This is a genomic window from Rossellomorea sp. SC111 (assembly GCF_024733565.1).
Lineage (GTDB): Bacteria > Bacillota > Bacilli > Bacillales > Bacillaceae_B > Rossellomorea.
On record NZ_JANIOC010000015.1, the window covers coordinates 86,308 to 99,416 of the forward strand.

Sequence of the window (13,109 nt, forward strand, 5' to 3'; positions counted from 1 at the left end):
AATAAAAGAGGTGTTACTTAGAATGAACCCATATCAATTTTACCGTCAATTTAAACCGTTTTATCTTGATGGCTATTCCCGGACTCCAGGGAATCAATCTTTGGAGTCGAATCTTCAAAAAGCCATTAATGGTGAATATAGTGCCATAATCTGTTATGAAAAACTTGCGAAATTGGCACCTACAGAGGATGAAAGACAACGGATACTTGAAATTCGCAGTGACGAAAAAAGACATTTGAAGTCATTCACTGACATCTATCGAAATTTGACAGGGATGGAGCCTAGCCCTCAATTGCAGGAAGGTTGTCCAAACTCGTACAAAAAAGGATTGAAATTTGCCTTTCGGGATGAGCAGGAGACGGTGGATTTTTATTATAGTGTTTCTGATGGGGTACAGGATCCCTTCATAAAGGATACATTTCGTCGGGCAGCTGTTGATGAACAGAATCACGCCGTATGGTTTTTATATTATAAAATGCAGAATAACGGAAGCAGGCGAGCATCAAGACAAGTGGATTACGGTGCAAAAGGAGCACTTACTGCATCAACACTTTCCGTTCCCCAGATGCTCAATTATGCCATGCAGGACGAATACCTTGCCCAGGCACGATACGATCGGATCTTAGAAAGTTTCGGGAATGTCCGCACTTTTTTACAAGTTAAAGAAGCAGAGTTGCGTCATATTAACGCATTGCAGACTTTGTTCCAACGTTACGGATTGCCGCTTCCCGTTGATCAATCACAATCGTATACAACCACACCGGATTCACTAAAAAGTGCCTATGCAGCAGGGGTCCAGGGGGAGATTGATAATATTGCTATGTATGATCGGTTTCTGACATTTAATCTTCCTCAAGATGTCAGGAGTGTCTTCACACAATTGAGAAGTGCTTCACAGAACCATTTATCTGCATTTGAGAGAGGATTAGCAAGATGATAAAGCCCCGATATCTAATAAGTATAAGAAGTACAGTATAACAATGTAAAGAAATAGAAGAGATAGATGAGTCGCTCATCTATCTCTTCTTTGTGCTTATTTGAAAATCCCGAATGGTTTTCCGACCGGGAGCGTTTCTTTCCCGAAGTGTGTATTCAATACGCTAGCAGCTGAACCGTAAAAGCTGAAAATGGCAATGAATAATTCAGAGATCGCTGCTAATTTGTGCGTGGCTTCTGGAGCGACTCCCAGTGTAGACAGGGAAAGGCCGATGAATAAGAAATCGATCAGGACAAAAATGATGAATAAGACCTTATGAGTCTCCATGGCACCGACTGTCATGAAGATACTGAATATCAGATAGCCGATATAGGCAATGCCTAGCTGACTTGGATCAACTGCAGCCGCCGCGGCTTCTCCTAAGGCCCCGAATGAAATCAACCAGGAAGTCCCAACCCCCAGCCAGAATAATCCGAACGCACCGAATGCCGTCATACCAAATGTATTATTGTGCTTTGCATCTCCAAAGCTTGCCATCAATTGAGCGATGCCTCCGAGGAAAATCGCCCAAGGCAGGACGAACGACACGCCGTCTGTCCATCCGAGTTTGGCAGAAGAAGCGACGAGTGTGACCATAGCCAGACCGAAAAGTCCAAGTGCAGATGGATCAGCTGTCGTAATCTGAATCCGTTGAGTGGTTTGTGTGTGATTCATGATGATACCTCCTATTAAACATACTTGACTAATTTACATAAAAAAGTGTGGGTATGCAATAGAAAATATCATGTAAGCGAAACTTTCATAAATAATCGGTATCTGGCCCTGAAATAGTTATTCGTCGATAAATCCGGAATTTAGTTGATAAAACGAAAATATCAACAAAAAATGTATCCTCCATTTTATCCCTCTATCATTAAAAACACCGCACCACCTCAAAACAAAAACTCCCGGATAATCTCTAAAAGATCATCCAGGATTTCGATTTCCCCTATCAGAATATCCAATTCACAACCAAAAAACGCATGAACTGAGTCAATCTTACATAGATATCAAGTGGGGACAAATTTCTTCTCTCTGCAGGAGGTGACACTGATGGAACAATATTTCATTTTCATGCTCATTTTTCAAGCCGGCAGTTTCTTCATCTCATTATTGAACCACCTTGATAAGTAGAAAAAGACATGAAGGTATTCCGGACTATGACTGGCCTCATAGTGCGGATTTTTTTCTGTTTCCCTTATATTCTATGTCGCTTTACTCTTTATTATACGTTTCTATGAAAATACTAATCCTCTCAGGATGTTTCTAAATCCCGAAATTGTTGTTATCATTAGAATGTTAAACATAAAAAATTGATCGGTCAGGACTATACATATTCATGGAAGGAATCAGACCCTTGAAGGCTATAAATCAAACACTCATAAAAGATCGCTGCGGTACCGTTTCTTTCAAACGGGGAGAGACATATTATCGCTCCAATAAGGTGAAATTAAAGGAATATACGAGACATTCTTGTCGAGGGACTGTAATGGGGGAAGAAGAATTCCACGTTACCATTCAAGAGGATGCAAAAGGTGAAATCGAAGCCTATTGCAGCTGTCCCAAGCTCGCATCATTTGATAAGGATTGTCAGCATATAGCTGCTGTACTTTTGAAAATGGAGAATGAAGAGCGAAAGATGAAAAGGAATGAAGAAGACGTGGCAGAGGAATTTTTCACATTGTTCCAGGAAGAATCCTTTCGTTCCCCCGCCAAGCTTCGTCATTTTGAAAACAGGCAGATTGTGCCCTGTGAATTTCAGATTAAATCCATATCCACGCATTACGGGGGAGACATGATTGGAATTGAATGTACAATAGAGGGAAGTAAGGTAAACCCGGTTCGATCTTTTTTGGAATATATAAATGAAGGGAAACCCTTTCATATTTCAGACTCATTCATATTCAACCCTGAGTTTCATTGTTTTGAAAATGATACGGCAGCTGTCATTCAATATCTTGTGAAAGTGTCAAAGGGGTCTGTATTGGAGAAAAACGACGATGACTATTTGCTTATCCCTCCTTCATCATGGGAGAACCTCATACCATTGCTTAAACGTGCTAAAGATGTCAAAGTGCAACATAGCGCAAGAGTCTGTGAAGGCTTTCGGCAAGGAGAACTGCCTCTTCCATTAAAGTTCCATTTTAAGCAGGCCGACGCAGGGGGTTACAGGTTATACATCTCGGGACTAGATGAGATGAAGGTCATGGAAGAGTATCAAACCGTTATTCATAATGGCATTTTTACAGAGCTTGACAGCATGAATGGTAAAAGACTTACTGAATTAAAGAGACTGTTAGACCATTCAAGGGCTCAGTTCATCCCCATTTCACCAGATCAGATCGGCTTTTTCCTTGAAAAAGTGGCTCTTGGATTGAAGAAATTAGGGGAGGTACAAATATCAGAAGGCATTGCCCAAAGGCTGGAAACGGCACCTCTTGTTGCGAAGCTATACCTTGACCGGGTTAAGAATCGATTGTTAGCTGGACTTGAATTCCATTATGATCAAATCGTTATTCATCCCCTTGAAAACCGAGAGGCGCCATCAGGTTCTTTGCTTATTCGAAATGTAGAGAAAGAAAATACCATTCTGGAATGGATGGACGAGTTTTCTTTCGGGAAAACAGAAGGTGGTTACTACTTACACAATGAAGATTTGGAATATGAGTTTTTAACTTATGGTGTGACCAAGCTTCAAAAGGATGTTCAAATTTATGCCACCACCGCCGTAAGAAACAGGATTTCCAAAGGGAATCATCATCCCAAAATAAAGGTCAAAGTAAAAAAGGAACGAATGAACTGGCTGGAGTTTACATTTGAAATGGATGGCATCCCGGATAGACAGGTAATGGACATCCTCGGGGCACTGGACGAAAAACGGAAGTATTACAGGATGCGGAACGGTTCACTGTTGTCACTGGAAACAAAGGAATTTCAAGATATTCAGCGCTTCATGCATACCTCACAAGCAGAGAAGAATGATCTCGTGAAGGGGCTCGAACTGCCTTTGCATCAAAGCCTGCACCTCCTGGATACAGTTGATGGTGGGCATTCTTTCACTTTGGAACATTCCTTCCATGAATTTTACGGGCATCTCATGAACCCCGACAGGAGTGGGATTTCAGTGCCTGCCATATTAAACGATCGGCTGAGAAACTACCAGAAGTCAGGCTTTCGCTGGATGAAGACACTTTCCCATTATGGTTTAGGAGGGATCTTGGCTGATGATATGGGACTTGGGAAAACGGTTCAGAGTATCGCGTTTATCGTATCGGAACTGGAAGAAATCAGGGCAAAGAAGCTTCCGGTCCTGATTGTCTGTCCCTCTTCCCTCACTTATAACTGGAAAAACGAATGTGGGAAATTCGCGCCGGACCTGAATGTCCTCATCATGGACGGTAACCAGGCTGTACGAAAGAAAAAACAGAAAGGTATGAAGGATGCGGATGTAATCATCACTTCCTATCCTTTACTGCGAAGCGACAGTAAATGGTATGAACTACAGGAATTCCATACGGTCTTTTTTGATGAGGCACAGGCCTTTAAAAATCCACTCACCCAAACGGCAAGAAGTGTTAAGAATATAGAAGCGGATAATCGTTTCGCCTTGACAGGAACACCTGTGGAGAATTCACTTGAAGAATTGTGGTCCATCTTCCACGTTGTATTTCCCGGATTATTCAATGGACTTAAGGATTACAGTCGTTTAACGAGAAAAGATATAGCGAAGAGAATCAGGCCGTTCGTTCTTCGCAGAATGAAAGAAGACGTGTTGACTGAACTTCCCGGAAAAGAAGAAATCATCGATTTTTCTGAGCTCCTCCCCCAGCAAAAAGAATTGTATGCAGCTTATCTCGCCAAGCTGAAGCACGATACGATGAAACACTTGGATAAGAACACGCTGAGGAAAAACAAAATAAAAATTCTTGCCGGATTGACCCGTTTAAGACAAATCTGCTGCCATCCGGGATTATTTGTAGATGGCTATCAGGGTTCATCAGCAAAATTCATAAAACTAATGGAGTTATTGGAGGAGTCCAGGTTGTCTGGCAGAAGGGTACTCGTCTTTTCACAATTTACCAAAATGCTCGAGATGATAGGGAGAGAACTGGCATTCAAAGGGCAATCCTACTTTTACCTGAATGGAGCGACCCCTTCAGAAGAGAGGGTAAAGATGTGCAGTAGCTTTAATGAAGGGGAACGGAACCTATTTCTCATCTCCCTCAAGGCAGGGGGGACAGGTCTAAATTTAACGAGTGCCGATACGGTCATCCTATTTGATACTTGGTGGAACCCTGCAGTAGAGGAACAAGCAGCGGACCGGGCCCACCGGATGGGACAGGAAAATAAGGTAAAAGTGATCAAGCTGATTGCCAAAGGAACAATCGAAGAAAAGATGAATGAGCTACAGGATAAAAAGCGAAATCTGATCCGGGATATCATGGACCCTGGGGAAAAGATTGTCCAAACATTAACCCAAGAGGAATTGAAAGAAATCTTATCTTTAGATCAACAAACAGTACAATAGAAATTAGCATTAACACAGTATTCAGGAGATACTAGTAGGGTGATGAGTACCCTTCTCGGTATCTCCTCATGTCATCCTAAAAAGAAACATATTATAAGGAGCACCCTCTATGACATTAGCCATGACGGAAAATGAAATCACTCTTGCCATCATCCAAAGCTTGAAAGATGGGAAGAAAAGCACTTTTTTAGCTATCATCGAAGAGCTTCAGCCGTACGATATCGCTCAGCAATATCTGCATCTCCCGCCCAAGCACCGAAATAAATTCCTTCTGTATTTGCCTCTTGAAGAACTAACGGAATTCATTCAGGAGATAGAAAGAGAAGACCAGCTGCTCGTATTAGAAAAGCTGGGGATAGAGAAATCAACAAAGGTCCTCGATTTGATGGAAAATGACAACCTGGCCACATTATTGACGGATTTAGAGCCCGAGAAGATAGAGGAATTGCTATCAGAGATGAATCAGGCAGAATCACAGGTGGTTCAAAATCTCATGACCTACCGACCGGAAACGGCCGGCCGGATCATGAACAACCGTTACGTCTGGATACCTAAGCATTATACGGTCCGTGAAGCAGTGGATAAACTTAAGCATTTCGCAGAACTCGCCGAATATTTGAACTATCTCTATGTCATTGATGAAGAGAAGAAATTGTTAGGGGTCATTTCCTACAAGGATTTATTACTTAGTGAGTTAGTTGATAAAATTGAAGATATCATGTACAGCCGTGTGGTAAAAGTGGATGTTCATACAGATCAGGAAGAAGTGGCCAAACTCATCAGCCGCTATGATTTCATCACACTGCCGGTCATTGAGGAAGATGGAAGACTTGTCGGGGTCATCACCGTCGATGACATCATTGATGTTGTCATTCAGGAAGCTAATGAAGATATTGAGAAGTTATCTGCATCGGGTAAATCCATCGACTTTACGACCAAACCCTTTGTTGCTGCTTATCGACGACTTCCATGGCTTGTTCTATTACTGTTTATCGGACTCGTTTCTGGAAGTATCATTGACAGATTCTCTGCAACCTTGGAACAGGTTGTGGCACTTGCTTTCTTTATGCCGATGATAGCGGGGATGACCGGAAACACGGGTACGCAATCATTGGCCGTCGTCGTCAGGGGACTGGTCTCGAATGATTTGGATGTAAAACAAGTCATAAAGCTGGTTTTCCGGGAATTATGGGTAGGTATCATCATCGGTGTGACCTGTGCCATCATGATTGCACTGATCGCTTTTGTGTGGCAGGGTAATATTATTCTTGGATTCGTGGTGGGAAGCTCCTTACTGATTACGTTAATTATCGGGACATTGGCAGGAACCATCATCCCCCTCATCCTTTATAAGTTTAACGTAGATCCTGCCGTTGCTTCCGGTCCGTTGATCACAACAATCAATGATATCCTTTCCCTTCTGATCTATTTTGGAATTGCCACCATGTTTATTACGAAATTGATGTAAAGGATTTGGCGATACTATTTCCTGTGATAAAATGGTCAGTGATCGTCAAGGGAGTTAGCTTTATTATTTGAAAGTGAAAGACTCCTACTGATACACATGTATCAGTAGGAGTCTCTTTCATGAAAGAAATAGCATGACAGAGGTGAAAAATATGATATATATATTAGTTGGTGCAGCCGGTATGGTGGGTGCCCTGTTGCGATATTATCTTGGGATATTTGCAGGAGGATGGTGGGATTATACATTTCCTATGGGGACATTTCTCGCCAATATGATTGGAAGCTTCACGTTGGGATATGTCACAACGTACATATTTCAAATGAAGAAGATCCATTCAATGGCAGCCACAGCCATTGGGACAGGGATGATTGGATCTTTCACAACCTTTTCCACATTCAGTGTCGAAACCGTCGACCTTCTTACTCATTCCCATTTGTTTCTGGCACTTATTTATGTATTAGGAAGTGTGTTCGGAGGTCTATTCCTGTCATGGGCGGGCTTTAGGCTAGGTAAGCTACAATTTGATCTGTATAAACGAAAGGGGGTCTAATGATGATGCATGGTATGATGGTTGCAATCGGAGGGTTCTTTGGGGCAATGTCACGCTTTGGGATCAGCCGTTTATTCAAGAAATATTATCTGTCTGATTTTCCATATGCCACCTTATTTGTCAATCTTGCAGGTTCATTTCTTCTTGGATACGTAATCGGCTCGGACATCCCAGAACCAGGAATTCTACTAATTGGGACTGGTTTTCTTGGATCCTTTACGACTTTTTCCACTTTTAAATTGGAAAACATTCAGCTTCATGCAAATAAAAAATGGAAGCCCCTGATTACTTATTTACTGCTCAGCTACACGATTGGTATATTATTCGCATTTTTGGGGATGGCTTTAGGCAGGGTATAAAAGAGACGCAATGCATGGGTGAATCAATAAGAAGAGGATGGGACATAACTAGTTCCAGTTCCTCTAAAAACGAACAATCAAACAATTAGTTAGGATCACTTGTTACACCGCTGCCCGATTTCCGTTCAAGACTTCGATTTCCTCGGGCGGAAGACAATCCTCCTCACAGCTTTCGCATGCGGGGCTATTATACCTGTCTAGCTCCGGCGGCTAGCCCCTCGCGGTTATAAGCTAAATGGTCCAAGAAGTCAAATAACGCCTTCTTAGCCCATTCATCTTATGCTTGTCGGGGCTGAGCAAGCCGCCTCCGCTTTTCGTTCCATTCCGTTTCCCCGTAGGAGTCCTCATCCTGCACTTCAATCAACAGCTGGAACCTGCTATATACACGTACTGCTTTAGCAAGAATAATATAAGCCCGGTATGTCGGAGCAGTATAGATCATTCACATCAGGTAAGAAAGAGTATTTGTTGATTAACTGTAATCCTTCACTGCTACTAATAGAATAAGAGTTGGCATATGCAATGGTGCAGCAGACATTACTATGTTATAGGGAGACCTTACGCTTGGGAATCAACCACTACTCACTAATCCTAAGCATAAATATGTACGTAAACAGCCAAATGATTAATCCGAACGATCTCGAATTTCAAAAAGATTTTCGAATAATCGTTCGGATTTTCTTTTTAACTAAACACTTTTGTCCCAGCTTCTTTTTTTAATCCAAGAATATATATTGTCTAATGGAGAAGAAGAAAATTAGTGGAGTCAGCCATTATATAAAAATAATATTGACCACACTGGTCAAAAAGTTTAAAATAGAATTGACCACAGTGGTCAAACGCTTGTCCTTTAAAAGGAGGTCAAAAAAGATTGTTTAAGTCATTAAACATCGACCCAGAGAAAGAAGATCGAATCATTAGAGCCGCAACCCGGGTTTTCGCCGAAAATGGTTATGAAAAAGCCTCGACAAATGCCATCGTAAAGGAAGCAAAGATTTCAAAGGGTATTCTTTTTCATTATTTTAATAGCAAAAAGGAATTATATGTTTCTCTTTATGAACATCTCTCGAATTTGTTTACAGAAAAAATATATGAAAGACTCGACTGGAATGAGCAAGATATCTTCGTTACGATCCGCTCAGTGACATTGATCAAGTTTGAATTATTTTATGTCTATCCTGATCTGATCAATTTTCTTACAAGTGCCTTCTCAGAAGAAGCTCAAGAAGTAAAAGACGAAATTGAGAAGTATAAAACGAGAATGGTGGAGAGTAGCTTTGCCACTTTATTCTCAAACATCGATACCTCCAAATTCAAAGAGGGGATTGACGTAAATAAATCGATACAGGTTATTTATTGGACCTTCGAAGGCATGGCCAATCAACAACAGCAGAAAGCGAAGTCACTGTCTGTAGATGAAATTAATCAAGAAGAAGTGCTGGCGGAAATTGACGCCTATATCGAATTGTTAAAGATTTCGTTTTATAAATAGAAAGAAAAAGGGAGGAACATTTGATGAATGTGATCGAGATTCATTCATTGACTAAAAACTATGGAAAATCCAGGGGGATCAGCGACATCAGTTTTAATGTAGAAGAAGGGGAAATCTTTGGATTTATCGGTCCAAACGGTGCGGGGAAATCGACGACCATCCGGACCCTTCTTTCATTGATTCGTCCAACGAGCGGCAGCGCAACGATCTTCGGAAAGGATTGCATTGAATCTGCCCCTGAAATTGCCAAGGAAGTGGGCTACCTGCCTTCTGAAGTGTTTTATTATGACAATATGAAAGTGATGGATCTTCTTACGTATTCTGCAAGCTTTTATAAAAAGGATTGTACAAAAAGAATCAAGGAATTGGCCGATATGTTAAATCTGGACGTATCGAAGAAGATTGATGATCTTTCCCTTGGTAATAAGAAGAAGGTCGGCATCATACAGGGGTTGCTTCATGAACCTAAGCTGATTATATTGGATGAGCCTACTTCAGGCTTGGATCCGCTCATGCAGCAGAAATTCTTTGAATTGCTTCAAGCTGAAAATAAGAAAGGAGCTACCATCTTGTTTTCATCACATATATTAAGTGAAGTTCAGAGAATGTGTGATCGGGTCGCAATCATCAAAGAAGGAAGGATCGTTCAAGTTGAGAAAATCAGTACGTTAAAAGAAAATAATCATAAAAAATTCAAGGTAGAGACGAAAGGGAATGTCGAACCCTCTTACTTTGAGATGGAAGGCGTAAGCAAACTGGAAATAAAAGACCGCCAAGTCAGCTTCTTGTTCAGGGGGGATATCAATAAGGTGATGAAGAAGATTGCTGATATCGAAATAATGAATCTATGGATCGAGGAGCCCGATCTGGAAGAAATCTTTATGCACTATTATGAAAAGGAGGCTTGATGCTCTATGAACATCTTTCTTTATGAGCTAAAGTCCTATCGAAAGTCGACTCTAATTTGGACTTTCGCCCTTGTTTCATTGATGATTCTGTTCATGTCTATGTTTCCGTCCATTTCTAAAGAAATCGACGAATTCAAAAAGCTCCTGGAAGGGTTTCCGGAGGGGGTTCGGAAAGCATTGGGAATACAGATTGATAGCATAGGATCCCTAAACGGTTATTATTCTTATTTCTTCCTTTATATAACATTATGCGGTGCCATACAGGCAATGAATCTGGCCATTTCGATCGGTTCGAAGGAAATCAGGGAAAAGACGGCGGACTTTCTTCTAACCAAACCTGTGACCCGGACGAAGATTCTTTCCTCGAAGGTATTGGCAGCTCTAGTTTCTCTCCTGCTTACGAATATTGTCTACGTGATTTCAGCAATCATTGTCGCCAACCTGGTAAAGGTGGAATCGTTCAGTCTGAATATATTCCTATTGATTTCAACCACTCTCATAATCACACAATTCACCATGTTTGCCATAGGAATGATCATCGCTGTCGTATGGTCAAAGGTGAAATCTGTCCTTGCACTCTCACTTGGTGTCGTGTTTGCCTTCTTCATGATTGGGATGGTGGCTGCAAATGAAGAAGCGGGGCGTTATTTCACACCGTTTAAGTACTTTGACTACACATATATTATAGATCACGCTGCATATGAGTGGTCATTCCTGGTGGTAGGGTTCACACTGATCACTGTCGCAATCGCCTTAAGCTTTATCATTTATAATAAAAAAGACGTTCATACGGTATAGAAGGAGGGGATGACATGAATGTATATGTAAGAGAAATGAGGGCCCATTGTAAATCCCTTATCATCTGGTCCATCGGAATGATTGCATTGATTGGATCTGGAATGGGGAAATATGCAGGCTTCTCATCGTCAGGTCAATCCATGAATGAGTTGATGGAGGGGATGCCTAAGTCTATGCAAGCCATTCTCGGAATCGGTACTCTTGATATGGCGACAGCGAGTGGATATTACGGAGTGCTCTTTCTATATATCGTTTTACTAGCAACCATACATGCGGCATTGACCGGTGCAACCATCATTTCTAAGGAAGAAAGGGATAAAACCGCCGAGTTTCTATTTGTCAAACCCCTTACAAGGAAGAAAATCATAGGGGTTAAGCTTTCAGCTGCCTTGACTCAAATTGGGATACTCGCTTTGATTACCTGGACCTCCTCCTTGTTGATTGTTGGTCATTATAGTGATGTGCCGGTAGCCGTGGATATTGGATTAACGGTAGTCGGAATGATTATTTTACAAGTACTATTTTTAATGATCGGCACGGCCGTGGCAGCCTATAGTAATAAGCCTGGAAAGTCAGCTGCAGTCGCAACTGGCGTATTATTACTTACATTCATTCTGTCTTTCGCCATTGACTTGAACGAAAAAATCGAGGCAATGAAATATCTCACACCATTCAAGTATTTTGAAGCTGAAAATGTGATGTATGGGGGAGGACTGGAGTCCACCTTTGTAGGGATTTCAATCGTGTTGATAGGGGTTTTGGCCGTTGCGACGTTTTTACTTTATGATAAACGGGATCTGAAAGTGTAGGGTTGGTTTGATGAAAGAAGGATCTGTTTCGATCAGAAACAGATCCTATTCAAGCAGGTTTATAATTTAGCTTTCAACTCTTCGATCTGTTCTAAATGTCTCTTCTCATGATAACCAATAAACGGCACCCACTCATCTAATCGAATATCTCCGAAAATAGGGTGAGGATACGCTTTTTTCTGTAGAGCTTCTTTACTCGTTTTTTCAAGGAAAATCAGAAGGTCTTTTCGTGACGCTTCCAATTTATCGTTCATTTGTTGAAGGGTCTGCTTTTCTTCTGAAGGGACGACAAAAGGAGGGGCGTCTACCTTGGTCGATCGATTTACCGTATAGTGAATCGGCTTCGAGTCCACTTGCTGTTCTTTTCCTTTTTCGAGCGTCAATTGGATCGTTTTTGTAAGAGATCTCTCCATTAAATAAAGATGATCCAATACTTGCATGATCGTCCAACGACCTTCTTCTAACTCTTTGTTACACTCCTCGTCTGTTAGGTCATTCACACTATTTAATAATTCAGAACGAATATCTTCAATGATCTTTATTTCTTTCTCCATGCCAGATCCTCCTCATATTTTCTTTCAAGCTCATTTTACTCTGTGAAAGGGGGCACGTACAGTAATAGCACTTTAAGTGGTTGCTTATTGAATAAAAAACGAGGCAGTAACAAAAGTAAATCCAACTCCTCTAAAGAAAAACAATCAAGTAACTAGTTAGGATCACTTAATACACCGCTATTGATTTCCGTGCAAGACTTCGCTTTCCTCGGGCGTTCGGCTAGCCTCCTCACAGCTTTCGCTCCTGCGGGGTCTTACCTATTCAGCTTTTCCCGTAGGAGTCTTCGTCTTGCACTCCAATCAATAGCTAGATTCTGCTATATACCTTGAATATGCTTTTGCAAAACACCAAGATTGTTGTTCATACCCAGACTACAGTTTTCGAAAGTTGGGTCATTTGGGGTGTGTCAGAGGTAAATGAGTCTTTCGCATAAGGTAAGTAAGATTATTTTATAAGTAAAGGTAATCGATCACTGCAACTAATAGAATAAGAGTTGGTGTATGCAATGGTGGACACTACAATATAATAGTTAAACACTTACGCTTCGAAAGTTGATTGTAGCGGAAGTTGCTCGACTCCTGCGGGAAACGCTGGACAGGTGAGACCCCGCAGGCGCAGCCGAGGAGGCTCACCGCCAGCCCCGCGGAAAGCGAGCAACTGGAGCGG

12 protein-coding genes are annotated in these 13,109 nt (G+C 41.5%); 9 read left to right on the top strand and 3 right to left on the bottom strand.

Annotated features, from left to right (window positions below; genetic code table 11):
- The first annotated feature begins 22 nt into the window (after positions 1-22).
- The gene (locus tag NQ095_RS18305; RefSeq protein WP_258264871.1) at positions 23-937 is read left to right on the top strand and encodes a ferritin family protein; all 915 of its coding nucleotides are present in this window, start codon (positions 23-25) and stop codon (positions 935-937) included.
- A gap of 96 nt (positions 938-1,033) precedes the next feature.
- Here NQ095_RS18305 and NQ095_RS18310 read toward each other — a convergent pair whose 3' ends face one another.
- Complete coding sequence (locus NQ095_RS18310) at positions 1,034-1,651, bottom strand: acetate uptake transporter (RefSeq protein ID WP_258264872.1); 618 nt, start codon at positions 1,649-1,651, stop codon at positions 1,034-1,036.
- Between the two features lie 814 nt (positions 1,652-2,465).
- On the opposite strand from NQ095_RS18310, the gene NQ095_RS18315 reads away from it, so the two are divergent.
- The 4 genes from NQ095_RS18315 (at position 2,466) to crcB (NQ095_RS18330) (ending at position 7,881) form a co-directional block, all read left to right on the top strand.
- On the top strand, positions 2,466-5,504 hold the full coding sequence (locus tag NQ095_RS18315) for an SNF2 helicase associated domain-containing protein (protein ID WP_309137665.1): 3,039 nt from the start codon (positions 2,466-2,468) through the stop codon (positions 5,502-5,504).
- A gap of 109 nt (positions 5,505-5,613) precedes the next feature.
- Complete coding sequence (gene mgtE / locus NQ095_RS18320; RefSeq protein WP_258264874.1) at positions 5,614-6,972, top strand: magnesium transporter; 1,359 nt, start codon at positions 5,614-5,616, stop codon at positions 6,970-6,972.
- A gap of 151 nt (positions 6,973-7,123) precedes the next feature.
- Complete coding sequence (gene crcB, locus NQ095_RS18325; protein WP_258264875.1) at positions 7,124-7,522, top strand: fluoride efflux transporter CrcB; 399 nt, start codon at positions 7,124-7,126, stop codon at positions 7,520-7,522.
- Between the two features lie 2 nt (positions 7,523-7,524).
- Positions 7,525-7,881: a fluoride efflux transporter CrcB gene (crcB, locus tag NQ095_RS18330; RefSeq protein WP_258264886.1), complete on the top strand. Its 357-nt coding sequence runs from the start codon at positions 7,525-7,527 to the stop codon at positions 7,879-7,881.
- 277 nt (positions 7,882-8,158) lie between these two features.
- On the opposite strand, the gene NQ095_RS18335 is transcribed toward crcB (NQ095_RS18330), so the two are convergent.
- Complete coding sequence (locus NQ095_RS18335) at positions 8,159-8,323, bottom strand: hypothetical protein (RefSeq protein WP_258264876.1); 165 nt, start codon at positions 8,321-8,323, stop codon at positions 8,159-8,161.
- Positions 8,324-8,752: 429 nt separating this feature from the next.
- On the opposite strand from NQ095_RS18335, the gene NQ095_RS18340 reads away from it, so the two are divergent.
- Genes NQ095_RS18340 through NQ095_RS18355 form a run of 4 tightly spaced genes read left to right on the top strand, consistent with a single transcriptional unit; the run spans position 8,753 to position 11,888 of the window.
- Positions 8,753-9,373 carry a TetR/AcrR family transcriptional regulator gene (locus NQ095_RS18340; protein WP_258264877.1) on the top strand — a complete coding sequence of 207 codons (621 nt, stop codon included), beginning with the start codon at positions 8,753-8,755 and terminating at the stop codon, positions 9,371-9,373.
- 23 nt (positions 9,374-9,396) lie between these two features.
- Entirely contained in the window at positions 9,397-10,281 is an 885-nt protein-coding gene (locus NQ095_RS18345) for an ABC transporter ATP-binding protein (protein ID WP_258264878.1), read from the top strand.
- A gap of 6 nt (positions 10,282-10,287) precedes the next feature.
- Positions 10,288-11,079 (top strand): ABC transporter permease subunit, encoded by a 792-nt coding sequence (locus NQ095_RS18350; protein WP_258264879.1) that lies wholly within the window; start codon positions 10,288-10,290, stop codon positions 11,077-11,079.
- A gap of 14 nt (positions 11,080-11,093) precedes the next feature.
- The gene (locus NQ095_RS18355) at positions 11,094-11,888 is read left to right on the top strand and encodes an ABC transporter permease (protein WP_258264880.1); all 795 of its coding nucleotides are present in this window, start codon (positions 11,094-11,096) and stop codon (positions 11,886-11,888) included.
- A gap of 59 nt (positions 11,889-11,947) precedes the next feature.
- Here NQ095_RS18355 and NQ095_RS18360 read toward each other — a convergent pair whose 3' ends face one another.
- The gene (locus NQ095_RS18360; RefSeq protein ID WP_258264881.1) at positions 11,948-12,442 is read right to left on the bottom strand and encodes a DinB family protein; all 495 of its coding nucleotides are present in this window, start codon (positions 12,440-12,442) and stop codon (positions 11,948-11,950) included.
- Positions 12,443-13,109 lie beyond the last annotated feature (667 nt).

Excerpts from the sequence above, each read along its gene's own strand:
- NQ095_RS18360 (WP_258264881.1), bottom strand. The coding sequence starts at position 12,442 with ATGGAGAAAGAAATAAAGATCATTGAAGATATTCGTTCTGAATTATTA.
- NQ095_RS18310 (WP_258264872.1), bottom strand. The coding sequence starts at position 1,651 with ATGAATCACACACAAACCACTCAACGGATTCAGATTACGACAGCTGAT.
- NQ095_RS18355 (WP_258264880.1), top strand. The coding sequence starts at position 11,094 with ATGAATGTATATGTAAGAGAAATGAGGGCCCATTGTAAATCCCTTATC.
- mgtE (WP_258264874.1), top strand. The coding sequence starts at position 5,614 with ATGACATTAGCCATGACGGAAAATGAAATCACTCTTGCCATCATCCAA.
- NQ095_RS18350 (WP_258264879.1), top strand. The coding sequence starts at position 10,288 with ATGAACATCTTTCTTTATGAGCTAAAGTCCTATCGAAAGTCGACTCTA.
- crcB (WP_258264875.1), top strand. The coding sequence starts at position 7,124 with ATGATATATATATTAGTTGGTGCAGCCGGTATGGTGGGTGCCCTGTTG.
- NQ095_RS18315 (WP_309137665.1), top strand. The coding sequence starts at position 2,466 with ATGGGGGAAGAAGAATTCCACGTTACCATTCAAGAGGATGCAAAAGGT.
- NQ095_RS18345 (WP_258264878.1), top strand. The coding sequence starts at position 9,397 with ATGAATGTGATCGAGATTCATTCATTGACTAAAAACTATGGAAAATCC.
- NQ095_RS18305 (WP_258264871.1), top strand. The coding sequence starts at position 23 with ATGAACCCATATCAATTTTACCGTCAATTTAAACCGTTTTATCTTGAT.
- crcB (WP_258264886.1), top strand. The coding sequence starts at position 7,525 with ATGATGCATGGTATGATGGTTGCAATCGGAGGGTTCTTTGGGGCAATG.
- NQ095_RS18335 (WP_258264876.1), bottom strand. The coding sequence starts at position 8,323 with ATGATCTATACTGCTCCGACATACCGGGCTTATATTATTCTTGCTAAA.